The organism is Arthrobacter sp. TJ-236 (assembly GCF_058269235.1).
The window spans coordinates 62,675-88,458 of record NZ_JBZCNI010000005.1 but is presented as its reverse complement, the minus strand read 5'-3'; the positions used below and the strand labels follow the sequence as shown (position 1 = coordinate 88,458).

The following is a 25,784-nucleotide window of genomic DNA, read 5'->3' as shown; positions in this document are numbered from 1 at the left end:
TCAGGGGTAGGAGCCGCCAGGAGCACGGAGGTGGTCAGGGGTACGAGGACAGCGACAGGCCCGAGGTGAGATTGCGCTCCGAGCCGTCCACCGGATCCGTGAAGGCGATGCTGTGGGCCAGGAGCTGCAGGGGCCGCGTGTAGTCGTCCGGGGCCTGCGGGTGGAGGACGGGGTAGAACGGATCGTTGACGATCCCGAGGCCCTGCGACGCCATGTGGAGTCTCAGCTGGTGCGTCTTCCCCGTGTGCGGCTGCAGCCGGTAGAGGCCGAGACCGTTCCGCTCCTCGAGGAGAGAGATGGTGGTGTGCGTGTTCGCCGGCCCCTCGACCTCCTGCGCGAGCAGGTAGGTCCGGGACTTCACGATGCGGCTGCGCACGTCGAGGGGCTCGGCGTCGAGGTGCAACTCCGGGCGCACGGGCGCTACCGCACGGTACTCCTTGCTGATGCGGCGGTTCTCGAAGAGCAACTGATAGGCGCCGCGGGTCGCGGGGTCGATCGAGAACATGAGGATGCCGGCGGTCATGCGGTCGAGGCGGTGCATCGGGATCAGGTCCGGGATGCCGAGCTGCACCCGTAAACGCACGAGCGCCGACTCCGCCACGTACATGCCGCCGGGGGTGGTGGGCAGGAAGTGCGGCTTGTCGACGACGAGCAGGTGGTCGTCGCGGTGCAGGATCGAGAGTTCCACGGGGAGCCGCTCCTCGACGGGCAGCTCGCGGTAGTACCAGACGAACGTGTGCTCGCCGAGCGGGGTGCTGCGCGTCAGCACGTCCCCGCCGAGGGCCACCACCTCGCCGCGGTCGAAGCGCTCGCCGATGCCTTCGGGGTCCACGTGGTCGAAGCGGTCGAGGATGTAGTCCAGGGCAGTGGCCCACGGCCCCTCCTCGGGCAGGCGGAGGCGGGTCGCGTTGACGCCGTCCCGCACGGGGAGCGGGGACTTCATCGCCATGCGTCGGCAGCTCTCCGGTCCGGGTCCATCACGTCAGGGTAGTGCGGCACGTCCCGGGCTTCCACTCGGGCGAGCATCCCCGTCCGCGCTCGCCGCCGGGGCTTCCACCCTGGGCTGGCAGTGCGGGCAGTAGTACAGCTCACGGAGTTCGGTGTCGCGGTCGCCGAGCTGCTCGAGCGCCACGGGCGTCCCGCAGCGCAGGCATCCCCGGCGCGACCGCCCGTACACCCACAGGGTGTTGCCGCGGAGCTGGCCCGTGGTGGCCCTCGTGCTGCGCTCCTTGTTGGCCTCGAGCAGCTTCTTGGACAGTTCCACCATGCGGGGCAGGTTGGGTACCTCGCCCGTGGGCGTGAGCGGGTGCACCCCGGCGAGGAAGCACAGCTCGCACCGGTAGACGTTGCCGATTCCGGCGAGGTTCCGCTGATCCAGCAGGGCCAGCCCGATGGGCCGCTCGGGCTGCTCGAGGAGCCTCCTCAGCGCCTCGTCGGGATCCCAGTCCGGCCCCAGCAGGTCGGGCCCGAGGAACCCCACGGCGTCCTCCTCCTCGGCCCGCGAGATGACCCGGAGCAGGCCCAGTTCGAACCCGACGACGACGGCATCCGCGGTCTCGAGGATGCAGCGGGCCTTGAACGCGGGGCGGCGCCACTTCTCCCCGTGGCGGTAGACATGCCAGAGGCCTTCCATCTTGAGGTGCGAGTGGATGTCCCAGCCGTCGTCGCCGCCGCCCCGGATGAGCAGGTGCTTGCCGCGCGCCACGGCCTCCTGCACGGTGTCGCCCGTGAAGTCGACCGTCGCGAAGCGCGGCACCCTGATGTCGCAGCGCGTGAGGACCTTGCCGGCGAGGGCCTTGTGCAACTCGCGGGCCGCGCGCCAGACGGTGTCACCCTCAGGCACGGATCCTCAGCCCCCTCGGCGTCGTGTAGAAGCCCGCATCGGCCAGGGCCCTGCCCACCTCGGTGTCGAGGATCTCCCCGCCGTTGACCTTCTCGAGGGCCATCTTGTCCGCGGCCCCGCGGCGGATCACCGTCACGAGCGCGAGGGCGGCGGCACGGAGCACACCGGTGTCCTCGGCGAACGTCAGCAGCGTCTTCCCGCCGCGCTCCACGTACAGGGCCAGTTCCCCATCGACGAGGACCACGAGGGCTCCAGCTTTCCGGCCGGCCCGATGCCCGCCGTCGGCGTGGGGCCAGGCGAGAGCGGCACCGTACGGGTTGGCCGGGTCCGTCGCGGCGAGCGCGACGGCCTTCAGGGGAGCCGCCTCCCCGCCGAGGATCTCCTGCGACGTGGGTAGCTGCGTGTCCGCGCTGAAGGAGCGCAGGCGGTCCACGGTGGCGGGGACGGCGAACTGCGCGGCGCCGAGGTGTTCGATGAAGTAGCCGCGCCGGCAGCGGCCCATCTCCTCGAGCCGGGCGAGCACCTTGTACATCAGGCCGAAGCCGCCCGGGATGCCCTCGGTGGCAACGGCCCCGCGGGTCACCACGCCGTAGCGGTCCAGGAGGAGTTCCGCCTGCGCGTGGGCGTGGAGCGTGGTCTCCTGCTCCACCTGCGGCAGCATGTTCCAGCGCCCCGCCGCCAGGGGAGGCGTGGGCCTCTGGTACGCGCCGGTGTCGTCCCCGCCCGACGCCAGGCGCATCGACGCGCCCGTGAGCGACTTCCCCGGTGCGCGTCCCAGACGACCGGTGCGCGAGGTGCGCGCCCGCGCGGGGACCGGCCGCTGCTTGTGGGCGGTCTTGCCGTGGGAGAGGAGCGAGCGCACCGGCGTGAACGTGTCGTTGCTGATGCGGCCGGCCCACACGAGGTCCCAGAGGGCCGTGACCACGGCGGCGTCGGAGGTGACCTCCTGCACGTCGAGCAGGTTGGTGAGCTGGCGCAGGAAGTACCCGCCGCCGGGCGCCAGCAGCTCCAGCAGTGCGGTGTGGAGAGCCGTGGGCTCGAATGCGGGGTCCGGACGCAGGGTCAGGGACGCGTTCTCGGCCAGGTGCAGGGCGATCCAGCCGTCGTTCCCCGCGAGCGAACCGGCACCGGACCACAGCACCTCGCCCGTCGCGGTCAGCTCGTCGAGCATGGCGGGGGTGTAGTTGGCGACGCGTTGCGCGAGGATCAGCGGTTCCCACGCAGAAGCGGGGATCGGCACGCCGGAGAGCTGGTCGATGACCGTGACCACGCCGTCGAGCCCGCGCAGGTTCGAGCCGATGTGCTGCCAGACGGGGAGGAACCGACCGTAGGCGGCCGGGTCCACGGGCTCGACCTCCTGCCGCAGGGCGGCGAGGGAACGACGCCGGAGCCGTCGGAGCACCTCGACGTCGCACCACTCGCTGGAGGCCGGGGCGTGCACCGTGATGGTGCCCGGGGCAGCTCCGGAGGCGGCCGAGATGTCGAGGACGGGCACGGATTCGGCAGGGCGGAACTCGCCTTCGATCGTGCGGCCCGCGCCGGCGAGGCGCTGCAGCGAACCGGTGACGACGGCGACGCCGAGGCCGAGGTGGGAGGCCGCCTCCGCCGCGGTGAAGGGCCCGTGCGTGCGGGCGTAGCGGCCCACGAGGTCCCCGAGCGGATCGGCCACGGGCTCGATGAATGCGAGCGGGATGCCCATGGGCAGCGGGACGCCGAGGGCGTCGCGGAGCCGCGCGGCATCCTCGACCGCGGAGATGCGCTCGATACCGGCGATGGACACCGTGAGTGCGCGGTTGGTCTTGACCAGGGCGGCGACGTGCGCGCGGACGGTGGCGGGGGAGGCGCGACGCCGATCGGGTGCGGGAGCGGCTGCGGCGTCCTCCGCGATCAGCTCGTCGTCGGTGGGGCCGTCGTCGTCCGGGGCCTGTGACCCGGGCCGCAGATCGCCGTCCTCGTCCGCGCCGTCGTCGCTGTCCTCGTCGATACCGGCTCGCCCGGTGTCACCGCTGCGGTCCGCGATCGCCTGTGCGGCGTGATCGCGCCCCGGGTTCCCGGTCGTGGCGGTGAGCCCGCTGACCGTCGCACGGGCGGCCGGGACGGGGGCGCCGCTCTGCGAATCGGCCGTTTCAGCGCCGCCGTCGGTGTCGGCCGCGCCCTTCTCCTCGGGCGGTGCCTCGAGCCGCTCGGCGATCTCCTCCACGGTCAGCGGTCCGAGCAGCCGCAGCAGGTCCGCGACACCCTCCAGTCCGCGTGCCAGCCGGTCGGGTTTGAGCCGCTGCAGCTCGAGCTCCGTCTCGGCGATGACCCGTGCGTCGAGCAGTTCACGGAGCTCGGCCCGGCCGAGCAGTTCGTTGAGCAGTGTCGGATCGAGCGAGAGCGCGGCGGCACGCCGTTCTGCCAGTGGGGAGTCGCCCTCGTAGAGGAAGGAGGCCACGTAGCCGAACAGCATGGAGCGCGCGAAGGGCGAGGGCTGCTGCGTGGTCACCTCGACGATGCGCAATTCGCGCCGTTCGAGGGACGCCGCGAGCTCCTTCAGGGCCGGGAGGTCGTAGACGTCCTGCAGGCACTCCCGGACGGTCTCGAGGACGATCGGGAAGGTGGGGTACTTCTTCGCGACGTCGAGCAGCTGCGCCGAGCGCTGCCGCTGCTGCCACAGGGGCGTGCGCTTGCTCGGGTTCTGCCGCGGCAGCAGGAGCGCCCGGGCCGCGCACTCGCGGAAGCGCGACGCGAAGAGAGCCGAGCCGCCCACCTCCGTGGTGACGATCCCATCGAGCTCCTCGGCGTCGAAGAGGAACAGATCGGCGCCCGGCGGCTCGTCGTCCATCAGCGGTACACGGAGGACGATGCCGTCGTCCGACGCCATGGCGGAGCCGTCCATGCCGTAGCGCTGCTCGAGCCGCGCGCCCACCGCGAGCGCCCACGGCGCGTGCACCGGCATCCCGAAGGGGCTGTGGAGCACCACGCGCCAGTCGCCGAGCTCGTCGTGGAAGCGCTCCACCACGAGCGTCCTGTCATTTGGGACCACCTCGGTGGCCTCGCGCTGTTCCGTCAGGTAGGTGATGAGGTTGCCGGCGGCCCACGCGTCGAGGCCGATCCGCGCGCACCGCTCCTGCGCCTTCTCGACGGTGCTGCCGGACATCTCGCGGTTGAAGGCGCCGAGTGCGCGGCCCAGTTCCACGGGCCTGCCGAGGGAGTCCCCCTTCCAGAACGGGAGCTTGCCCGGCTGACCGAACGCGGGGGAGACGAGCACGCGGTCGTGGGTGATCTCCTCGATGCGCCAGCTCGTGGCCCCGAGCGCGAAGATGTCCCCCACGCGTGACTCGTAGACCATCTCCTCGTCGAGCTCACCCACGCGGCGGCCGCCTGCCCGTGCGCCCTCGCCCTCGGACCCGACGAGGAAGACCCCGAACGATCCGCGGTCCGGGATGGTGCCGCCGGACGTGACGGCGAGGCGCTGGGCGCCGGGCCTGCCCGTGATGGTGCCCTCCACGCGGTCCCAGATGATGCGGGGGCGCAATTCGGCGAACTCGTCGGACGGGTAGCGGCCGGCCAGGAGGTCGAGGGTCGCATCGAAGGCCGAGCGCGGCAAGGTGGCGAAGGGCGCTGAGGTGCGGACGACGTCGAACCACTCCTCCACGTCGATGGTGCCGAGCGCGGCTGCTGCGACGGTCTGCTGCGCGAGGATGTCCAGCGGGTTCGTGGGGATGTAGAGGGGTTCGATCTGACCGGCCAGCATGCGCTCCACCGTGACCGTCGTGTTCACGAGATCGCCCCGGTGCTTGGGGAACAGCACACCCTGGGAGACCTCACCGACCTGGTGGCCCGCGCGGCCCACGCGCTGCAGTCCGCTGGCCACCGAGTGCGGCGATTCGACCTGCACCACGAGGTCCACGGCGCCCATGTCGATGCCGAGTTCCAGGGAGCTGGTCGCGACGACGCACCGCAGCCGCCCGGACTTGAGATCGTCCTCGATGAGCGCGCGCTGGTCCTTCGACACCGACCCGTGGTGCGCACGCGCGAGGAGTGCCTCTGCACCGGTGGTCTGCCCCGCCTGCGCCATCGTCTGCGCGGGAGTCTGCGTGGTATGAGCGAACGACGGCGGCGCGCTGGTGCGCTCGAGGGCTGCGGGGTCGCCTCCCGCGGCCCATACGGCGTCTCGTTCGAGCCGCTCGGCGTGGATCTCGTTGAGCCGGGCGGTCAGCCGCTCGGCGAGGCGCCGCGAGTTGGCGAACACGATGGTCGAGCGGTTCTGGCCGATGAGGTCGACGATCTTCTCCTCGACGTGCGGCCAGATGCTCGCCTGCGGCTGGGCCTCGCCGTCGTCGTCGTTCCCCGCCGTCCCGCCCAGCTCCGTCATGTCCTCCACAGGCACCGTGACCGTGAGGTCCCACTGCTTCTTCGACGGCGGCGCCACGATCTCCACCGGCGCGTTCCCGGAGAGGAAGCGCGCCACGGTCTCCTTCGGCTCCACCGTGGCGGACAGGCCGATGCGCTGCACGGGCTTCTCCAGCAGGGCGTCCAGCCGGGCCAGGGACACCGCGAGGTGGGCGCCCCGCTTGGTGCCGGCGACGGCGTGGACCTCGTCGATGATGACGGTGTCCACCTCCATCAGCGTCTCGCGGGCCTTCGAGGTGAGCATGAGGAAGAGGGATTCGGGCGTGGTGATCAGGATGTCCGGTGGCCGCGTGAGCATGGCGCGGCGCTCGGCCTGCGGGGTGTCACCGGACCGGACGCCCACCGTGATGCTCGGCGCGGGCAGGCCCAGGCGCTTCGCGGTCTGCGTGATGCCGATCAGCGGTGCCCGGAGGTTCCGCTCGACGTCGACGCCGAGGGCCTTCAGCGGGGAGATGTACAGCACCCGCGTGCTCCGCTTCGGCTTCGGTGCGGCCTTGCGGCCCTTCGCCGGGGCGCGCGTGGCGAGCTCGGGCTCGATGTCCCCGCTGCCCTCCCCGGAGGCGATCAGGCGGTCGAGCGCCCAGAGGAAGGCCGCGAGGGTCTTGCCGGATCCGGTGGGTGCGACGACGAGCGCGTTCGAGCCCGCGGAGATCGCCGACCATGCACCCTCCTGGGCCGGAGTGGGCTCCGCGAAGGCCCCCGCGAACCACTCATGGGTTGCGGGGGTGAACCTCGTCAGCACCGGCGTCGTCACCCGTTCATCATGCCCCAGGCCGCTGACACTCCCGCCCGGCCGGCGTGCGGACCCACGGCGCGATGGCGGCGCACCGACGGCAGGTGCACGGCGGACTCACAGCGGGCGGGCGGCGCACCGACGCGCTGGCGGGGGAGCAGGGGCGAAAGGGGAGTAGGTTGCGGACAGGACCGCAGGGTGCGGCCGGTGGAGGAGCGGACATGTCGGTCCGGACGGAGTCGGAGGGTCGGGCGGAGCTCGGGCGGGGGCGCGGTCACGTCTCCAACAACTGAGTGCCCGCGGCCTGTATCGGCGCACTCTTCCTCGGCGGTGCGGCCGCGGCGCTCGTGTTCGACGGCGACACCGCCCGCACCGCCGTCTACTTCGTGGTGAGCACGCTGGTGCTCATCGTGATCACGGCGCCGTGGCTCGTCCGCCACCCGCCCGCGATGCACGCAGGCTCGGGCGCCTACCTGGTCCTGGCCGTCGTCGTCGAACTCGGGGCGCTGCTCGGAGGGGCCGTCGAGCCCTTCCGCGGGCTCGGCGCCTGGGTGGTCCTCGGTCTCGGCCTCGCGGTCTACGGCTGGTTCGAGCGCGGTCGGGTCATGGTGACGGCCGGAACGGGCGCCGCGCTCTTCGGCGTCGCAGCCATCGCCGTCGCCCAGCACTGGCTGACCCTCGTGCTCGCCCTCGCCACGGCGGGCCTGATCATCGTCGCCGCGTGGCGGCTCCGCGCCCTCGCGCCGGTCACGGCGTCTACGCGGGCTGCAGCGTTCCCACGGTCATGAGCACGATCGAGGCGCCGGTGCAGGCCGAGACGGTCTGGGGCAGGATCAGCGAGTCCGTGGCCTCGGGCGGGTACACGCGCAGCCCGGCGGCCGGCGTCAGCCCGCAGTCCGGGCCGTAGTTCTCGGCGTTGGTCTGGCGCAGGTCGGCGGTGGCCGAGGCACCGGGCGCCAGGGTGACCAGCGGCGCGGTTGAGCCCGCACGGTCAGCCGGAGCACCCAGCTGAGTCCCGGCGGCATCGACGAACGAGACGCCCGGGTAGCCCTGCACCGTGCACTCCTGATCGGATGCGTTCGTCAGGACGAGCGTGCGAACCACACTCCCGGCGCCGCCACCGCCGAGCTGCTCCTCGACAGCGCCCGTCAGCTGCGCGGCCGTGCAGGGGCCGCCGGCCTCCGGCGTCGTCACGGTCGGAGAAGGAGTCGGGGAAGGAGTGGGGGACGTCGACGGCGCAGGTGTGGTGGGGCTCGACGACGGACTCGGCGCCGCAGACGCGGACGCAGACCCCGACGGTGAGCTCGACGGCGTTGCGCTCGCGGAGGAGGACGGCTGCGCCGTCGCGGTCGGTCCGTCGTCGGGCTCCGACGGTGTGCAGCCGGCGACGGCGAGAGCCATACCTGCTGCAGTGGCGGCGACCATCCAACGCTTACTTCCCGGGACACGTGTCATGGCCTCACCCTACGTCCGGCGCTCCTCCGGGATCCGCGTTACCGGACGGCGTGCCGTGTTCGGCCATCGGAATCGGCCGATGCCTGCGCAGGCAGTCCAACGCCTGACCCAGGGCTGCGCGAACCAGCTATGAGGACGTGGGAGAAGACTCCGCGGCGGACGTCGGGGAAGCCGTCACCGATTCATACAAAACTTCCCGGAGGGGGATTGTGGGCTCTAAAAGGTTGCCTTAGCATAGGAGTTGCAGAGGCTGACGAGCGGCTCGGAGCGCCGCATACCTGCCAACGGCACGGCGACGGACTGACCGGTCGACGCAGGAGCACGTGTGCAACCAGATTCTGCGGAGCAAGCGGCTATCGAAAACCTAGACCAAGGAGCAATCATGGCTAGTTCGACGAAGCGCACGGCGAGCGAATATCTCCTGCTCGGCGCGACCATATTCTGTTTCATCCTCGCCTTCGTGGTGGCACCCCTTCTCTCGCCGGGTATTGCTTCCGCCCAGTGGGTGCCGTTGGTGATCGGCGCATTTCTCGCCTTCGAATACGTGACGCTGAAGCGCCGGAGGGCAAACACCTCGGGCTGATTCACCCGACTCCAGCGGTGCGCGTCCTCCTCGCGGGCGGCTGCTGAAGTATTCGTTGTCGGTCGATTGACCGATTCCGCGGTTCACGCGCCTTTTCCGATGCTCAGGTCTGCCTTCATCGTGACCTCCCCCCAGAATTGTGCCAGAGGGGCCACATTTTTGCGCCCGAATTCAGCTGAGAAAATGCCTCTCGCACTTTTATTGACATCCGCACGTCATTGATTGTTTTCTGGAAATGTCCGGGAAGAACCCGGACACTCCTCCCGACATTCTGCAGACAGCGCAGTTCCACGTGCTGTCGATATGTCGGACGACATTTCGAAAGGAAGTCTGAATCATGTCCCTCATGACCGAACACAACGTCGACGTCCTCGACGAGATCGACGAGCAGGCGGCCGCAGACCTGAGCGCCGGCCAGGGCTGGACGACGACGGTGACGAGCATCGGCTGCTACGGCGCCAGTTGGGCCCTCGGAAACGACGGCAACCTCTGCACGGCCACCGTCGAGTGTCAGAGCAACTGCAACTAGATCCGGCCGGAGGGCGTCGGCTCGAGCGCCGGCGCCCTCCCGCGGTCCGAACGCCGGGGAGATGCAATGACACCACCACTGAACGGTCTTCTGGCCGACGAGCCGTCCGCCTCCTTGGCTCGGACGATCGATCGGTACATCCCGGAGCTCGCCGATGACGACCGTCGTCGAGCCGTCTGCGAAAGGGTTGCCGCGTTCCTCGCCGAGCACGTGTCCGAGGACCGGCGCGTAGCGCCCGAGTCCGTGCTCGACCCGATCGGCGAGGCCGAGCCGCACCCCCGCTTCTCGTCCTACTTCGCGGCTCTCGCCGCGGCCTGGACCGCGAACGATCTGCGTGTGCTGGACACCGTCCAGGGACCCGTCGGCGGGCGCGGCGTCCGCGATGACGCACTCGACGCCGCAACGACGGTCGTGTCGAACCATCTGCTGCGCACGGTCCTGGACGTGCTGGAGGAACGCCGGCGTGACGGGCACCTCGTCGGCGACAGCCCCGAGGCCCGTTTCTCACACTTCCACGCCTGGCTGGTCTCCGACGACGGGCGGACCCACATGACGACCGCGTACGGTCCGGCGTACCTCCTCGCGCGCGAGCGTGCTCGCAGGGCCGTACGGAACATCCGCGAGATCGTCGGCAACCTGTGCCAGGACCTCCCGGATCTCGCTCGCACGTTCGACGACGTCGTCAGTGGGGCCCGGGTGAACAGGGTGAGGGTGGGGGAGGGGGACAGCCACGCGGACGGCAGGAGCGTCGCCATCGTCACCTTCGACGACGGCGCCCGTCTGGTGGTCAAGCCGCGAGACGTCGGCAGCGACGTCGCCTTCAACGCTCTGATCGAGTGGACGAACAGCGAGGGTCTCACGTGCCTGCCGGTGCTGAGGGTCCTGCCGCGGGACGGCTACGGCTATGTCGAACACGTCGGGAGTCTCGATACTGCCGAGGCCGACGTGCGTCCCCGGTCCTCCTACTTCGATCAGGTGGGCCAGGTGACGGCCCTGCTGCATGTCCTGCGCGCCACGGACATCCACTTCGAGAACGTCCTCGCGACCGAGCACGGCCCGGTCGTGGTCGACACCGAGACACTCCTGACCCCGCAGCCGCGCACCCGTCCGTCCTACGACGACGGGGCGGCCTCCACGAGTGCGCGGCGCGCGGTCCTGGATTCCGTCCTGGGCATCGGGATACTGCCGACCCTCATCACCGTCCCGATGCGCGAGGGCTCGATCGACATCGGCGCCATGGGATACCAGGACGGTCAAACGGCGCCCATCAAGTCCCTCGTCGTGGTGAACGAGGGCCGGGATGACATGCACACCTCCCTCGCGTTCGCCTCCCTCGGTGGGCGGACGGCGCCGAGGCCGGTCGGAGGCGAGGAGGTGACTCCGGTGGAGCAGCGCGACCGGATCGGAGAGGGGTTCTCCCGAGTTCTGCTGGGCCTCATCGATCGGCGCGAGAGGGCGCAGGTGGTGATCCGGGAGGTCTTCGGGCGATGTGTCCAGCGCTTCGTGCCCTCCCCGACCCTCTTCTACTCACAACTCCTGCGCATGGCGACGCACCCTTCGGTGCTCACCGACCCCGAGGTCCGCGCAGCGGTCCTCAATCGTGTGTGTCTGCGGGAGGGGGTCACCGCTGTGTCCCTCGCGGACGGTGAGGTCCGCCAGCTGTGGGCCGGGGACGTTCCGTACTTCACCTACCTCACCGACTCCACTTCGATCTTCAGCAGGGACCCCGGTGCGGATGCGCGCTGGTCGGAGTATCCCGACTTCTTCGTCGCCTCCGGGCTCGACGCGGTCCTGGATCGGTTGGCCGCGCTCGATCCCGCGGCGGTGGCGCGACAGCGCGAACTGATCGACTACGCCTTCGTCAACAAGCTCGACGCGGAGGGGGACCGGACGGGGATCTCCCTCGGTGCGATCTCCGGCCGTACCGGCGAACCTGCCCGGGGTGGCACCGTCGTCGATGATGCCACTGCGCGGGCACTGAGAATGCTGCTCGATCCCCTGGTCGACGCCATCGTCGACGGTGAGGACCCGCGTCACCCGGCGACGTGGATCGGCCCGGTCGTGACGACGTCGGACCATGCGCAGTGGCAACCGGGAACGCTGGGATACGACCTCTACGGCGGCAGTGCCGGTATCGGCCTCGTCCTTGCCGGTGCCGGTGCACTTCTGGGCGAGCCGGGCTACGGCGCGGCAGCGGACCGGGTCCTCGGGCCCATCGCGAGGCAGCTGACAGAGGGGAGGATCGACGCGCAGCTCATTTCCGCGGGCGGATTCACCGGTATGGGAGGCACGGTCTACGCGATAGTCCGGGCAGCTGCCCTCCAGGGATCGCTGGACGCGATCGACCTCCCTGCGCTCCTCGGCGCGCTGGTCCACGCAGGAGGATCCGAGCCGGATGATCTCGCCGACATCACGGTCGGGTCCGTCGGCGCCCTCGCGGCGGGCCTCACTGTCCGGAGGCTGGCGTCCGAACGCGACCGTCAGGCGTGTGACGCAGCCCTCGGGCACCTCGTGCGGCACGCGATGGCCGCCGTACAACGCCTCGACCTCTCGACCGCGTACACCGGCTACGCGCACGGGTTGGCAGGGATCGCGCCGATCCTGCTGCGCGCGGGAACCCTCCTGGAGGACGGAAGGGCGACCTCCCTCGGTCTGGAGGTGTTCCAGGTGCTCGACCGCGCGAGGTCGGCGAGCGAGGACGACTGGCCCCGCACGGTGGACGACGCCGACGGTCGGCGATCCTACGCCTGGTGTCATGGTGCACCGGGACTCCTGCTCGCTTACGCGGAGGTGGACGCCCTGGCACCCGGGACCGTGGCTGAGGGTCGCCTGGAGCGTCTCGTCGAGCTGACCCTCGATCGCGGACTCGGCAACAACCCCACGTTGTGCCACGGGGACGCGGGCACCTTCGACGTGCTCCTCGAGGCGGCGTCACGCGGCGTGGACCGGCGACGCACCGAACCCGTGACAAGGGCTCTCCATGAGGCCCTCGTGGCAGCAGTCCTCGACGGTCCCGCTGACCGGAGCAGCAAGTACTCGTTCACCACCTCACTCATGGTCGGCAGCGCCGGCACGGCGTGGTCCCTCCTCCGCGGGATCTCCCCACACCGCTTCCCGAGCGTTCTGAGGCTCGGGTAGGCCTGCCGGCGCCCGTCGGCAGGAAGCAACGAGAGAAAGCAGGAAACGACATGACATCGCCCATCGCCACCGATCGACGCACCGGGTACGTGCCCGAGGACGAACTGCTGCTCCTTGCCGACGACTCCCAGGAGGTCGGCGTCGCAGGCACCACGACCGTGCCGTGCGCCATCGCCGGCGGCGCTATCGCGGCGAGCGCCGCCCTTCCGGGCTTCTGTCCGTCCGGTGCGTGCACGACCCGCTGCTGACCTCGACCCGGGTGCGTCGCGTCCTGCGGCGCACCCGGCATCGGCACCGAGTGATCGAACAACGGACCCGAAGCAGTGGATGAGGGCCAGGAACGGTGAGGAGTGGGCGCATGGCCGTCGCGACACGGGAGACCACGGAGGGGACACGTCCTCACCGGGAGGAACGAAGGAGCCAGGACGAGATCGACGGCGCGGTGCGCAGCGCCGTGGAGAACCTCTCCGGACGTTTCGGCGCCTTCCACGCCGTGGATGTCGAGTGGGGATGCACTCGCCTCGCCCGGACCATCGGAACCTTTTCCCCGGGCGTTGTCGACCGCGCAGCGGTTCTCACGGCCTTCGCCACATGTCTCGCGCGGGAGCTCGACGGCGTGGCGATCCGTGCTCTGATCACCCTTCACCTCGAGCGCGGGGGCGAGAACCCCGACTACGCGGCCTTCGCCCGCTACTGCGGGACGGAGCAGGGACGTGCCGCGATCCTCGAGCGCTTCCCCGAGCTCGGACGCCTGCTCGCCCTGCTGAGGGACCGTGTGACCGCCCACGCCGTCCGCGTGCTCGACGACGCCGTCCGCGATCTGCCCCGACTGCGCCCGCTCCTCGGACTGCGGGGTCCCATCACGGCTCTGCGCACGGGACTCGGTGACCGCCACGCCGGCGGAACTACCGTCACCTTCGTCGACTGGGCCACGGGGTCGGCCGTCCACAAACCGAGGGACACCGCGCAATCGCGCTTCGTCGAGAAGCTCCGCGCGGAGCTCGACGACGACAACGAACTCTTCGGACCGTTGCTGCCCCTCACGATCGACGGCGGGGACTCCCACTCGTGGCAGGAGGTGGTGGTGCACGAGGATCTCGTCACCGACACCGACGCAGACGCTTACTACCGGCGTTTCGGAGCAGTCACCGCGCTCGCCACCATGCTGGGGGCCACCGACCTGCACTACGAGAACATCATCGCGACCCGGGGTGGGCCGGTGATCCTCGACGTGGAGACGATCACGAGCCCTTCGCGCGTGCAGTCGACCGATGCGAGCGCGGCCGAGCGATTGTCCCACCACCTCGACCGCGGGCCCCTGCACACCATGCTGCTACCCATGCGGTTCCTCGGGGCCGGTATCGATCTCGACATCTCCGGCCTCGGCACCCTCCGGGCGGGTGAGGAGTCACGGCTGACGGCCACCCGAGTCACCGGGGAAGGGACGGACACCATCGGTTTCGAGACGGGACCGGCGACCGTCGAGGTCGGCCCCAATGCGCCGACCCTGAACGGGACGGTGCTCGATCCTCGGCTCCGGATCGGGTCCCTGGTCAGTGGCTATGCGGCGGCCAGGCGCCGGATCGCGGAGCGCCGATCGGCGGTCGTCCGGATCCTCGCCGAGGAGGTGCCGCCGCGCGTCCGGGTCGTCGTCCGGCCGACGTACATCTACTCGAGGGTTCTGGACGCGAGCACCCATCCCACCTACCTCGCCTCGGTTGAGCACCGCCGGGCCCTGTTCGCGAAGCTTCCGGTGCCGCGTTCGCTGGGGAACGCGGAGCCGGGCACGGCAGGTGCGGTGCTCAGCGACGAGACGACGGCTCTCGCCGATCTCGACGTACCCTATTTCGCCATCGACGCCGCGGAACCGGGCCTGTTCGCCGTACGCGCCGACGGCACGGCGAAGGTGGCGGTCGACGTATCAGCCGGGGCCCGCCATGACCTGACGTCACATCTCGAAGGCTTCCTCGCCCGCACCCTCGCATCCGACGAGCGGGAGATACGGCTCTCGGTCTCGAGCTCGACGGACGATGTCTGGTCATACCCCCTCGATCCCGCGACCCGCTCACCCATGATCCGCCGGGTGCTGCCCCCTGACGCATCGATCAGCCGCTCCGCAGACGGAAGCAGCTGCACCTGGCTGAGCCTTCTCACGTTGGGCGACGGCTTGAGGTTGGCGCCGATCGGCCTCGGACTGTTCGAGGGCGGGGGTGAGCTCCTCGCAGCGGCGGCGCTCGGTACGGGCCAGGACCGCGCGACGGTCGGGGCAGCTGCTCGGGGCGCACACCTCCACGAGGTGCCGAACGAGCCCGACCCCCTCCATCTCTCGCCCTTCGTCGGTGCGCTCGCCGACCACGTCACGCTGAACGAACTCGCTTATCTCGGCGGGACCTTCGGCCGGCCCACTCCGCTCCCGGCACAGCCCGTGGAGCTGCTGGGACGGACCGACCCGGACGGGCTCGACTACGTGGGCGGTATGGGTGCCTATCTCGTGGCGCTGTCCCTGTACGGTCACGTGGGATTCGACCCTGACGCCGCCCGGCACGCGGCGCACGCCTATCTCGACAGGCACGCCCCGAGCCTCTCGGACTGGGGCCGACCGGGGTTGGCCCACGGCACGGCCGGTCGCCTCGCGGCACTGTCCGCCGTGTCCGTGCTCCTCGGCGGCGACGACCGCATCAACGAGACACTCGGCTTGGCCGTTCGCAGCTTCGACGACGCGTCGGACGACCTGCAGGACCGATCCGGGAGGACGTCCTGGTGCCGGGGATACGCGGGTATCCTGCCCGTGCTCAGCCAGGTGATGATCGCCGCCGGCGACAAGCAGCGAGTGCGCGACAGGTTCGATCGGGAGATCGCGGTGCTCGCGGACGTCGCGGATGATTCTGGTACCGACATCAGCCTCTGCCACGGTGCGGCCGGCCGCATCACGGGTCTTCTGGCACTCGGACGCCAACTCGGTGACGAGGACCTCCTCGACATGGCCCGAGCGCTCCGGGATGCCGGCGAGCAACGCGTCGAGGCAGGCCTCTGGCGTTCGGGTCTCGGCCGAGCCCCTGAGTTGACCTCGTTCATGCTCGGCACCTCCGGGTGGTTGCTGGCGTCCGCGGCGGCACGCGGTGAGGCGTCCCTTCCCGCGCTCCTGGTCGGAGGCGCGCCATGAGCCAGGTGAAGGTGGTGCGCCAGTTCCTCCAGTCCGAGTGCGGCCTGTGCTGCGCGGCCATGGTGCTGGGAGCGCATGGATCCACGAACCAGGTGAGTACACTACGCCGCGACTACGAGACCGGCCGGGACGGGCTCGGACTGAACGACGTCGCGCGCCTCCTGCGCGCCTACGGCCTCGAGGTGCGGATGTACCGGGCAGGAACGGGCTCCATCCGAAAGCTCTCCGGGCCCCTGATCGCCTACTGGGACGACCGGCACCTCGTGGTCGTCGAGGCGATGACCGATGACCGGGTCACCCTCGTCGACCCGGCGATCGGTCGCCGCTCGATCACGCTCGACGAGTTCGACCAGCACTTCTCGCACATCGTGCTGCATGCCGTTCCGGGGCCCGACTACCGGCCGCAGAGGGTACGCACGCCGAGTGTGTGGAGAGATTTCCTGCGGACGGCACAGGAGAATCGCCGGCCACTGATATGGACCTTCGCGCTGTCGTTGCTGCTGTACGCCGTGGTCCTCGGTGTACCGATCGCCACACAATCGGCGATCAACGGCTTCGACGACTTCTTCCGGGCCACGCCGGCTGCGCTCTTCGCTGCCGCGATCGCCGGTTCGGCTGCGGGCTTCTTCCTCATCTCGCTGGTGAGGTCACGCCTGCTCGCGGCCATCATCGGACACCTCGGCCTCGCGATGATGTCGATGACCTTCCGGAAGTTGCTCAGCCTGCCGTTCTCGTACTTCGCCAACCGGTCGCAGGGTGAATTGATGTTCCGGATGTCGAGCATCACGATGATCCGCGACATGATCTCCGGTCAGCTGACCTCCGTGATCCTCGACGTCGGAAGCCTGATCGTCGTCTTCATCTACATCTTCGCCCGTTCGGTTCCCCTGGGACTGGCGACCCTGAGCGTCGTCGCCCTGATGGTGCTGGTCTCGCTGCTCAGCCACCGGCCAATCCACCGGATCACCGAGCAGGAGATCGCGGAGACATCGACGGCGTCGACCATGCAGCTCGAGGCGCTGAACTCGATCGAGATCCTGAAGGTGTCCGGTGTCACGCGTGAGTTCTTCGAGGACTGGCGCAAGCACTACGAGCGCGTGATCCACCACACGAAGCAGCGGATCGTCGTGCAGGGCGCCGTCTCGAGTGCCACTTCGGCGTTCCAGATCTTCGGGCCGTTCACGGTACTGCTCGTCGGGCTGGCGCTGGTGTCCGAGGGGCGCCTGGACCTGGGTACCGTCGTCGCCACGCAGGCGCTGACCGCCACAGCGCTCGCCTCCGTCGTGTCGCTGTCCTCCGCTTTCACCCAGTTCGTGCAGGCGAGCGCGCACGTCGAGCGCCTCGCGGACATCCTTCATCAGCCGGACCGGGAGCAGGTCTTCGGTGACGAGGACCTGGACCTCGAGGGGTCACTCGAGGTCGCGGATGTCACGTTCACCTACCCGGGAGGGCGTGCTCCGGCGCTCACCGACATCTCCTTCACGGCCCGTCCGGGGGCGCGTATCGCGATCGTCGGGAGCACCGGTTCCGGTAAGAGCACACTCGGCAAGCTGCTGCTCGGCCTCTACCCGGTCGCGAACGGTTCGGTGAGGATCGGAGGGCACCCGCTCTCTGCCCTCTCGGCCGAATCCCTGTACCGGCGTCTGGCGTACGTCCCACAGGACATCCGACTGAGTAACCGGACGATCGCCGAGAACATCGACTTCGGGAGCGAAGTGCCTGACATGGACCTCGTTCGTCGAGCTGCCGAACGGGCCCAGCTGGCCGAGGACGTCGCTGCCATGCCCCTCGGCTACAACACCCAGGTGCGGGAGATGGGCGGCAGCCTCTCCGGCGGACAACGCCAGAGGCTTGCGCTCGCCCGGGCGATCGCGCGGCAGCCACGCATCCTGGTCCTCGACGAGGCAACGAGCTCCCTGGACACCATCACCGAGTCCAGGATCAACGACACCCTCCGAAGGATGGAGTGCACGCAGATCGTCATCGCCCACCGGTTGTCCACGATCATCGCTGCGGATCTGATCCTCGTCCTCGAGCACGGCAGGATCGTGCAGAAGGGGCGGCATGACGACCTGATGGGACAGGAGGGTACGTACCGGGACCTGGTGATCTCGCAGGTGGACGTCAGGGCGTGACCTCCGGGATCTCGGGCACCGGAGAGACGCGAACGATCGAACGAAAGGCAGGGGAATGGTTCACACGGACACTGATACGGTGCTCCAGGTCGAGGGACTGACGAAGCGTTACGGTGCGGTCGAAGCGGTGACGGACGTGAGCTTCTCGGTGCAGAGGGGGCGCATCCTGGGTTTTCTCGGGCCGAACGGCGCCGGGAAGACGACGACCCTGCGGATGATCCTGTCCGTCGTACCGCCCACCTCCGGCTCCGTCCGGGTGTTCGGCGGGAAGTATCACGAACTGGACGCCCCGAGCACCCGTGTGGGAGCCGCGCTCGACAACGGCGCGTTCAGTCCGGGAAGGACCGGGCGTGACCATCTGAAGGTGTTCGCGCATGCAGCACGGGCCCGGGCCGGGCGGATCGATGAACTCCTCACCATGCTCGGCATCGGCGACGCCGCCGATCGCTCCGTCCGCGGGTACTCGCTCGGTATGAAGCAGCGACTGGCGCTCGCCACCGCACTGCTCGGAGACCCCGACCTGCTGATCCTCGACGAGCCGGCCAACGGCCTCGACCCGGCAGGGATCAGCTGGCTCCGGCAGTTCCTCCGTGGCATGGCCGCGGAGGGCAAGGCCGTGCTCGTATCGAGTCACCTGCTGGCCGAGATGGAGCGGACGGTCGACGATGTCGTGCTGCTGGACCGCGGACGACTCCGCTTCGCCGGCGACCGGCAGGGGCTGCTTCCTGCGAACGTCACGGTGCTGAGCTGCCGGGACCAGGCGGTGCTGACGAGGGTCGCGGCCTTCCTGCGATCCACCTTCAAGACGACGGAACTGCCCACGCAGCAACTCTGGGTCGCCGGGGACCAGGCGGCGGTCGAGGCCCTCCTGGCCGGTCACCCCGACCTGCCGACGGGAGATGTGGTTGCGGGACCGCCCACCCTCGAGGCGGCCTTCATGCGGACGACCGAACTGATGGAAGTGAGTGCCGGCTGATGACGATGATCCAAGTGCGGGCCGAGGCCACCAAGATCACGACGACCAAGACGTGGTGGCTGCTCGCGGTCACGCTGGTCCTTCTGGCGGCCGGGGGGTCCTCCCTCCTGACGCTCGCGGTGTCGGCCACGGCCTCCGCGCAGTTGCCGCTCGGAACGCCGGAGGCAGCGGGTGTGGTCTACAACCTCGTGGTCGGCCTCGCGTATGTGATCCCGTTCGTGCTGGGCGTCTTGACGGTCACCGCGGATCTTCAGCACGGGACACTCGCGCTCAGTGTCATGGGGGAGCCTCGGCGCCCTCGCATCTACATCTCGAAGGTGACCGTCGCCGTCGTCGTCAGTGCCGTCTACGGCGTCGCGGCGCTCGGCGCAGGAGTGCTCGGGGGTGCATCGGTCCTCGCCATGTCGGGGTACGAGCTGCATCTCTCCTCGCCGGAGGTGGTGTCGCGGCTAGCGGGTGGGGTCGCCTGTTTCGCCCTGTGGGGGGCGATCGGTGTCGGTGTCGGTGCCCTGGTCAGGAACCAGCTCGTCGCAATCATCGGCGTCGTCGTCTTCACCCAGTTCGTCGAGCCCGTGGCGAGGATCGTCCTTGCGGAGACGACGGCTGCGCGGTTCCTGCCCGGCGCCGTCGGGGATGCGGCTGCCGGCGGGACGCTCCTCACGCTCGCGACCGGCGGGGATCCTCTGCCGCAGGTGGCGGCCCTCGCGACCCTCGCGCTGTATGCGGCTGTGCTCGTCACCCTCGGAGGAATGCGGTTCCGGCGGTACGTCTTCAACTGAACCCGACCACGCCGACGTCCGGAGTCCCCTGATCGACCACCGGACACCCTTGCCCGTGGATCACTCGTGGTGGTACGAGCGACCGCCCGCGATCTCCTGCGCCCGGTACACCTGCTCCACGAGGATGAGGCGCACGAGCTGGTGCGGGAACACCAGCGGCGAGAGCGACCACACGAAGTCGGCGCGCTCGTGGATGCGGCGGTCCACACCGTAGGCGCCGCCGATGATCACGGTGACGGGGCGTGATGCCTCCAGCGGCGCGAGCAGTCTCCGGGAGAGCGACGGCGAATCGATCGCCTGGCCGCGCTCGTCCAGCAGCACCACGTGGTCGCTGCCGAGCTTCGCCAGGAGCCGGTCCGACTCCTCGGCCCGGGCGGCGTCGTCCTGGCGTGCCGAGTGTGGGATCAGTTGCCAGGACAGGTCGAACGGCTTCTTGAGGCGCTTCGCGTAGCGGTCGATGCCCTCGGACACCCACGACTCGTGCTTGCGCCCCACAGCGAGTACCCGGATGGCCATGCGCCAACGCTATCGCGCAGCCGACGCGCGCCGGGACTCCACTCTTCACCGGTCCGCACGAGCGCCTGCCGGACCGGATGAGTGATGCCGGAGCAACTGCCGTCGTGGACGCGTGCCTCGCCAGTCAGGGCGCAGGGGCGCGGGCGTAGGGTGATCGGTGGACGAAAGGAGCCCCCATGAAGAAAATCCTCATGGTACTGACCAGCGTTTCCACGATCGGCGATACCGACGAGAAGACCGGCTACAACGTGGCCGAGGCCGCACATCCCTGGAAGGTCTTCAAGGATTCCGGGCACTTCGTCGACTTCGCGTCCATCCAGGGCGGGCAGCCCCCGCGCGACGAGGTGGACACCTCCGATCCCATCCAGGTCGCCTTCACCGAGGACGAGACCACGCGCGCAGGTCTGTACAACACGGCCCGCGTCGACGTCGTCGATCCCGGCCAGTACGACGCCGTCTACCTCGTGGGCGGGCACGGCACCATGTGGGACTTCCCGGACAGCGTCGGCCTGCAGAAGCTCGTCGCCAGTGTGTACGACGCCGGCGGGCTCGTCGGAGCAGTGTGTCACGGACCGGCAGGCCTGCTGCACGTGGAGCTCGAGAACGGCTTCCGACTCGTGGAGGGCAAGAAGGTCGCCGCCTTCACCAATGACGAGGAAGTGGCTGCCGGCAAGGACACGGCGATCCCGTTCTTCCTCGCGGACGAGCTCGAGAAGCAGGGCGCCACCCACGTCTCCGCCGGGACCTTCGAGGAGATGGTCGTGGTGGACGAACGGCTCGTGACGGGCCAGAACCCCGTGTCCGCGGCCGGGGTCGCCAAGGAGATGGAGAAGCTCTTCGCGGTGGTCATCCGCCAGGAGAAAGCCGAGGAGCAGCAGGAGACGCAGGCCCTCCGCGCCGAGAAGGACGCCGAGAAGGCCGCCGAGAAGGCCGCCGCAGCGGGCGACGAGGACTGACCGCGGCGGCGCCCCTCCCGCGGGAGGGGCGCCGGGGTGGTCAGGAGCGGCCGCTCACGCCCAGCGCCTTCAAGAGGCGCACCAGGGCGGCTGATGGGCGCTCCTAGCGGCCGAGGATTCCGACGAGGCCCGTGGCGAGCACTGCTACACCTGCGGTCCAGACGACGATGGCGATGGCCTGCCAGAGCAACACCCGCTCCCGCCTGACGCCGGACGCGGCGAGGAACGCGGCGGTGAGCTGCGTGGGAAGAGCGAGGGGGGCGAGCAGACTCGCACCTGGCACGCCGAATCGGGAGAGCCACCCCTGCAGGCGTCGCTGCCCCTTCAGTCGCCGGGCGGATGGCGCGGCGGACGCGGAGGCCGTCGATCCGAGCCCGCCGGACCGCCCGGCCACCACCTTCTGGCGGACGGTGGAACTGATGGTGACGACGGCGAGCACGCTCAGGAAGTTGCCGATCATCGCGGCGAGCGCCGCCATGATCGGTTCGACCCCCAGGATGATTCCGATGCCGGCAGCGCCCTCACCTTCGATGTAGGGGATCATGCCGGCGACGGCGACTCCCACCGGCTGCACGATCTCGGGGAGCTGCTGCACCCATTCCTGTATGCCCTCGTACGGAGTGGCCATGTCCTTCTCCTTCGTCTTCCGACGATGGATCCACAGAACCCCGTCGGTGCTTAGCATGTTCTAAGCGTGGGGTCAAGAGCGTTCTACGAAGGCGGATTATTCCAGCACTCAGCACCGGGCCGAGCCACCCCTGTCCCCGCCGAGATCATCGAAAAGAGGGTCGTGGTGGACCTCCTGGACCTCCGCGGCGATGTCTGTCCTTCGGTGGGAGCGGGGTCGAGCGCACCCGTCACTCGGCGGTGGGCCGCCGGCGTTGCTGCTTTGTGGCGGACCGCTGCTGCTTGTTCGCGAGACGACGCCGTTCCGATCCGCGTGTGGGACGTGTCGAGCGGCGCTTCGCCGGCGGAGGGCCGAGTGCGGCGGTCACGATCTTGCGGAGGACGTCCAGGGCGATCTCGCGGTTGCGCAGCTGGGACCGCTGCTCCGACACCGTCACCGTGATCGATCCCGGGACACGGCTCCGGGAGAGTTGGTGGAGGATCCGCGCGCGTTCCTCATCGCTCAGCGCCGACGACTCCGAGGCCACCCAGGTGAGCTGCACCCGGCTGTCCGACGTGTTGACGTGCTGCCCGCCGGGCCCGGAGGACCTCGAGAACTTCCACTGCAACTCGCTCGCCGGAATGGTCACGGTCGATGTCACCTCAAGATCCACGGAGTAAGCGTGGCATGGGGAGGTCGGGCACGCCTTCACCTCGGCGTGTCAGCGCCGCGGTCTACGATCAGGTGCGGGGCTGGAATCAGCTTCCAGAACGGACCAGACGCCGCGGTGAGCCGGGGCACGGCAGGAAGGTGCGCGGACACATGGACGAGTTCGGCGCATCAGGCACAGCGATAGGCCGGCCGGCTCCGGCTGCTGCTCGCACGGAACTCATGCCGTCGGGGTTCGCATCTCCCGCCCAGGACTGGTTCGAGAACCGGATCGACCTGAACCGACATCTCATCCCCGACGTCACCAGCACCTACATCGTGCGGGTCGCAGGTCACGCGATGGACGGCGCAGGCATCTCCGATGGCGACGAGCTGATCGTCGACCGGGCCCTGCAGCCCAAGGACGGATCCGTGGTCATCGCTGTCCTCGACGGCGAACTCATCATCCGGCGGTTACGCGTCACGAGCCCTGCTCCCGGTTCAGACCTCCCGAGCGCCGTCACACTGATCGCGGCCGGCGACGCCTACCCGGTCATCCCTGTGCCGGATCCGGAGAGCCTGGTCATCTGGGGAGTGGCGACCAGGTGCCTGCACCATGTCTGAGCCGGAATCACCAGTCCGCCGTCCTGCTCCCACGAGCTCGAGCGTGGCCCTGGTCGACGTCAACAACTTCTACGTCTCCTCCGAGCGGGCCTTCGACCCGTCCCTGGAGGGGAAGCCCTTGGTGGTGCTGTCCAACAATGACGGGTGCGTGATCACGCGCAGCGCCGAGGCGAAGGCCCTGGGCATCCCGATGGGTGCACCGTGGTTCCAGAACGTCGAGCAGGCCAAGGCGTCGGGGGTGCAGGCCAGGTCCAGCAATTACGAGCTGTACGGGGACATGAGTGCCCGCGTCATGGAGCTCCTCGGCCGGCACACCACCACCCTCGAGATCTACAGCATCGACGAGGCGTTCCTGACCCTCGGCGGCGATCACCAGGGGCAATACACCACCGGCAGGACCATCAAGGCGACCGTGCAACGCAATACCGGGCTTCCCGTGTGCGTGGGCATCGCACCCACCAAGACCCTCGCGAAGCTCGCCAACCGGTGGGCGAAGGGCAACACCCGGTTCGATGGCGTCTGCCACTGGCAGCTCGTACCAGCAGATCAGCGTGAAGCGCTCCTGCGCAGGCTGAAAGTCACCGACATCTGGGGTGTCGGAACCAGGAACGCCGCACGCCTCAACGCGCTGGGAATCGACTCGGCGTGGGACCTGAGCGCAGCCGATCCGGTCCTGATCCGGAAGAAGTTCTCGGTCGTGCTGATGCGCACCGTGCTGGAGCTGCAGGGCACGCCGTGCATCACCTCGAATGCCTCCACCGGCAACGAGCAGGTCATGTTCTCCCGGTCCTTCGCGCATCCGGTCGACACCCTGGATGCCATGCGGCAGGCGTTGAGCGTCTATGCCCAGGGCGCTGCGTCGCGTCTGGCGCGCAAGGAGCTCCAGGGACGAGTGCTCACCGCATTCGCGGGCACCTCGCCGTTCAGCACCGGCACCAGGAGCTCGCCCAGCATCTGCATCCCCTTACCGGCGCACACCTCGGACCCGCTCGAACTCACCCGGGCCGCGCACACACTCCTGCCACTCATCGAAGAAGGCGTCTCCTACAACCGCGCCGGCGTCATCATCACCGACCTCCAGCCAGTCGGCACCCAGGACACGCTCCTGAACGTCGAGCCGGGATGGGGCAGCGACTCCGGGTCGGGGTCAAGCAGCTCCGGCGGCAAGGACACAGGTCCGCTCCTCCACGAGATCGGCCAGAGATTCGGGCGCTCAGCCATCGGTCTGGGGCACGGAGGCCTCAAAGCAGGCTCGGACTGGACGATGAAGCGCGACATGCTCTCGCCCCACTACACGACCACGTGGGCGGATCTCCCGGTCGTCAAAGCTTGAGCAGCCGATCCCGTACGGAGTGCGGTGCGGCCCAGAGGTATTCCGTCGTCAACTCCGAGGGCGAGAGGGACGAGTGACGGACAGCCCGGCGTGCCCGTGCACCTTCGGAGTATGCACCACAGATGCACCACGAAGTCCCCGGGAATGCAGAGAGCCCCCGGTCTCCCGGGGGCTCTCGCTGGCGGTGACGGTGGGATTTGAACCCACGTTGGCTTTTACACCAAACAACATTTCGAGTGTTGCACCTTCGGCCGCTCGGACACGTCACCAACGCCGTTACTTTACCGGCTGCGGCGCCCGAGTCCCAAAACGGGCTCCCGTCAGGGGAGGTCGATGACCTCGTTCTTGCCCGAACTCGGCTTCGTACCCGTCACGAGGCCCTTGACCATCTTGACCGCGGAGACCACGCGGGGCGCGTCCATGGACCAGTACTCAGCGGTGTCGGCGTCCACGTGGATGAGGGCGACGGCGGGGTCGTCACGGCCGTTCTCGAACCATGCGGACACGCTCGGCCCCCACAGCTCGTCGATCTTCGCCTGGTCCTTGGTCAGCGTGGCCGTGCCGGCGATGGACACGTAGCCCTTGCCCGTGCTGGCCGAGACGTTCACCTGGGGGTTTGCGCGGATCTCGTCGGCCTTGGGGGAGGGGTCCTCGGTGAAGAACCAGAGGTCGCCGTCGAAGTCCTTGCCGTGCAGGGCCAGCGGCCTGCTGACCAGCGTGCCCTCGAGGCTCACCGTGGTGAGGATCGCGATGTCGGTCTTCCCCAGGATGTCCTGGACTTCCTTCAAGCCGTCCTGCTGGTCTGCCACGTCTACTCCTTGATCGGGGCTGCTGCGGATTCCCTCAGCCTACGCACCATCACGCGGGTGCGGAACCGGACCGCTGCGCCGCGAAGAACCCCTTGAGGAGCGCCGCGCATTCGTCCTCGCGGACGCCCGGGAACACTTCGGTCCAGTGGTTGAGCCGGGGTTCGCGCAGCACGTCGAACACGGAACCGGACGCCCCGGCCTTCGCGTCCCACGCCCCGAACACCACGCGCGGGATGCGCGCGAGCACGGAGGCCCCCGCACACATGGCGCACGGTTCGAGCGTGACCACGAGGGTGCACCCCTCGAGCCGCCACGCACCGGTTCGGGCGGCGGCGGCCCTGATCGCCACGACCTCTGCGTGCGCGGTCGGGTCCCCCAGTTCCTCGCGCCGGTTCCACCCCGTCCCGAGCACGGAACCACCGGGCCCGACGACGACGGCGCCGATCGGCACGTCCGCGCTCGTGGCCGTGCGCGCGGCCGCGTCGAGTGCTGCGCCCATCCACGTCCAGTGCTCGGGATCCACGGAGGGGAGGGAGGCGGTCATGGGTCCAATGGTACTTTT

The 25,784-nt window shown here is 69.4% G+C and carries 22 protein-coding genes and 1 tRNA gene; 13 read left to right on the top strand and 10 right to left on the bottom strand.

Translation table 11 applies throughout. The annotated features are described in order from the left end of the window. Window positions 1-34 precede the first annotated feature (34 nt). Genes AC4D16_RS15760 through AC4D16_RS15750 form a run of 3 tightly spaced genes read right to left on the bottom strand, consistent with a single transcriptional unit; the run spans window position 35 to window position 6,992 of the window. Window positions 35-943, bottom strand: a complete 909-nt coding sequence (locus AC4D16_RS15760; RefSeq protein WP_490955668.1) for an RluA family pseudouridine synthase — start codon at window positions 941-943, stop codon at window positions 35-37. 39 nt (window positions 944-982) lie between these two features. Further along, on the bottom strand, window positions 983-1,843 hold the full coding sequence (locus AC4D16_RS15755) for a DNA-formamidopyrimidine glycosylase family protein (RefSeq protein ID WP_490950893.1): 861 nt from the start codon (window positions 1,841-1,843) through the stop codon (window positions 983-985). After that, complete coding sequence (locus AC4D16_RS15750; protein ID WP_490955657.1) at window positions 1,836-6,992, bottom strand: Lhr family helicase; 5,157 nt, start codon at window positions 6,990-6,992, stop codon at window positions 1,836-1,838. Before AC4D16_RS15750 ends, AC4D16_RS15755 begins: the two co-directional genes overlap by 8 nt. A gap of 272 nt (window positions 6,993-7,264) precedes the next feature. Between AC4D16_RS15750 and AC4D16_RS15745 the strand changes: the two genes are divergently transcribed. Then, window positions 7,265-7,759: a hypothetical protein gene (locus AC4D16_RS15745; protein WP_490955656.1), complete on the top strand. Its 495-nt coding sequence runs from the start codon at window positions 7,265-7,267 to the stop codon at window positions 7,757-7,759. Here AC4D16_RS15745 and AC4D16_RS15740 read toward each other — a convergent pair. Further along, window positions 7,728-8,165: a DUF4232 domain-containing protein gene (locus AC4D16_RS15740; RefSeq protein WP_490955655.1), complete on the bottom strand. Its 438-nt coding sequence runs from the start codon at window positions 8,163-8,165 to the stop codon at window positions 7,728-7,730. The two genes, AC4D16_RS15745 and AC4D16_RS15740, sit on opposite strands and share 32 nt — an antisense overlap. A 25-nt stretch (window positions 8,166-8,190) precedes the next feature. Between AC4D16_RS15740 and AC4D16_RS15735 the strand changes: the two genes are divergently transcribed. The 9 genes from AC4D16_RS15735 (at window position 8,191) to AC4D16_RS15695 (ending at window position 19,729) form a co-directional block, all read left to right on the top strand. Further along, window positions 8,191-8,559: a hypothetical protein gene (locus tag AC4D16_RS15735; protein WP_490955654.1), complete on the top strand. Its 369-nt coding sequence runs from the start codon at window positions 8,191-8,193 to the stop codon at window positions 8,557-8,559. Between the two features lie 249 nt (window positions 8,560-8,808). After that, entirely contained in the window at window positions 8,809-9,009 is a 201-nt protein-coding gene (locus AC4D16_RS15730) for a hypothetical protein (RefSeq protein WP_490955653.1), read from the top strand. 337 nt (window positions 9,010-9,346) lie between these two features. Next, window positions 9,347-9,538, top strand: coding sequence for a lichenicidin alpha family lanthipeptide (locus AC4D16_RS15725; RefSeq protein WP_490950887.1), 192 nt, complete (start codon window positions 9,347-9,349; stop codon window positions 9,536-9,538). Window positions 9,539-9,604: 66 nt separating this feature from the next. Then, window positions 9,605-12,676 (top strand): type 2 lanthipeptide synthetase LanM family protein, encoded by a 3,072-nt coding sequence (locus AC4D16_RS15720; RefSeq protein WP_490955652.1) that lies wholly within the window; start codon window positions 9,605-9,607, stop codon window positions 12,674-12,676. A gap of 50 nt (window positions 12,677-12,726) precedes the next feature. Beyond that, window positions 12,727-12,924: a class II lanthipeptide, LchA2/BrtA2 family gene (locus AC4D16_RS15715; RefSeq protein ID WP_490950885.1), complete on the top strand. Its 198-nt coding sequence runs from the start codon at window positions 12,727-12,729 to the stop codon at window positions 12,922-12,924. 110 nt (window positions 12,925-13,034) lie between these two features. Further along, complete coding sequence (locus tag AC4D16_RS15710; RefSeq protein WP_490955651.1) at window positions 13,035-15,839, top strand: DUF4135 domain-containing protein; 2,805 nt, start codon at window positions 13,035-13,037, stop codon at window positions 15,837-15,839. Continuing rightward, the gene (locus tag AC4D16_RS15705) at window positions 15,836-17,974 is read left to right on the top strand and encodes a peptidase domain-containing ABC transporter (RefSeq protein ID WP_490955650.1); all 2,139 of its coding nucleotides are present in this window, start codon (window positions 15,836-15,838) and stop codon (window positions 17,972-17,974) included. The genes AC4D16_RS15710 and AC4D16_RS15705 overlap by 4 nt, the downstream gene beginning before the upstream one ends. Window positions 17,975-18,053: 79 nt before the next feature. Then, complete coding sequence (locus tag AC4D16_RS15700) at window positions 18,054-18,950, top strand: ABC transporter ATP-binding protein (RefSeq protein WP_490955649.1); 897 nt, start codon at window positions 18,054-18,056, stop codon at window positions 18,948-18,950. Continuing rightward, the gene (locus tag AC4D16_RS15695) at window positions 18,950-19,729 is read left to right on the top strand and encodes a hypothetical protein (RefSeq protein WP_490950881.1); all 780 of its coding nucleotides are present in this window, start codon (window positions 18,950-18,952) and stop codon (window positions 19,727-19,729) included. The genes AC4D16_RS15700 and AC4D16_RS15695 overlap by 1 nt, the downstream gene beginning before the upstream one ends. A 60-nt stretch (window positions 19,730-19,789) precedes the next feature. On the opposite strand, the gene AC4D16_RS15690 is transcribed toward AC4D16_RS15695, so the two are convergent. Next, window positions 19,790-20,245, bottom strand: a complete 456-nt coding sequence (locus AC4D16_RS15690; RefSeq protein ID WP_490950880.1) for a 23S rRNA (pseudouridine(1915)-N(3))-methyltransferase RlmH — start codon at window positions 20,243-20,245, stop codon at window positions 19,790-19,792. Window positions 20,246-20,421: 176 nt separating this feature from the next. Between AC4D16_RS15690 and AC4D16_RS15685 the strand changes: the two genes are divergently transcribed. Next, entirely contained in the window at window positions 20,422-21,201 is a 780-nt protein-coding gene (locus AC4D16_RS15685) for a type 1 glutamine amidotransferase domain-containing protein (RefSeq protein WP_490955648.1), read from the top strand. Window positions 21,202-21,304: 103 nt separating this feature from the next. Here the strand turns inward: AC4D16_RS15685 and AC4D16_RS15680 are convergent, their stop codons facing one another. Both AC4D16_RS15680 and arfB read right to left on the bottom strand, forming a co-directional pair. Then, window positions 21,305-21,829: a small multidrug efflux protein gene (locus AC4D16_RS15680; RefSeq protein ID WP_490955647.1), complete on the bottom strand. Its 525-nt coding sequence runs from the start codon at window positions 21,827-21,829 to the stop codon at window positions 21,305-21,307. 229 nt (window positions 21,830-22,058) lie between these two features. Beyond that, entirely contained in the window at window positions 22,059-22,481 is a 423-nt protein-coding gene (gene arfB, locus AC4D16_RS15675; RefSeq protein WP_490955646.1) for an alternative ribosome rescue aminoacyl-tRNA hydrolase ArfB, read from the bottom strand. A 218-nt stretch (window positions 22,482-22,699) separates the two neighbouring features. Here arfB and AC4D16_RS15670 point away from each other — a divergent pair, with 218 nt between their 5' ends. After that, on the top strand, window positions 22,700-23,080 hold the full coding sequence (locus tag AC4D16_RS15670) for a LexA family protein (RefSeq protein WP_490950906.1): 381 nt from the start codon (window positions 22,700-22,702) through the stop codon (window positions 23,078-23,080). Further along, the gene (locus tag AC4D16_RS15665) at window positions 23,073-24,413 is read left to right on the top strand and encodes a Y-family DNA polymerase (protein ID WP_490955645.1); all 1,341 of its coding nucleotides are present in this window, start codon (window positions 23,073-23,075) and stop codon (window positions 24,411-24,413) included. Before AC4D16_RS15670 ends, AC4D16_RS15665 begins: the two co-directional genes overlap by 8 nt. A gap of 179 nt (window positions 24,414-24,592) precedes the next feature. Here AC4D16_RS15665 and AC4D16_RS15660 read toward each other — a convergent pair. The 3 genes from AC4D16_RS15660 to tadA form a co-directional block, all read right to left on the bottom strand. After that, a tRNA-Ser gene (locus AC4D16_RS15660) sits at window positions 24,593-24,682 on the bottom strand. Between the two features lie 51 nt (window positions 24,683-24,733). Next, window positions 24,734-25,222, bottom strand: coding sequence for a pyridoxamine 5'-phosphate oxidase family protein (locus AC4D16_RS15655; RefSeq protein ID WP_490950875.1), 489 nt, complete (start codon window positions 25,220-25,222; stop codon window positions 24,734-24,736). A 49-nt stretch (window positions 25,223-25,271) separates the two neighbouring features. Further along, on the bottom strand, window positions 25,272-25,766 hold the full coding sequence (tadA, locus tag AC4D16_RS15650) for a tRNA adenosine(34) deaminase TadA (protein WP_490955644.1): 495 nt from the start codon (window positions 25,764-25,766) through the stop codon (window positions 25,272-25,274). Window positions 25,767-25,784 lie beyond the last annotated feature (18 nt).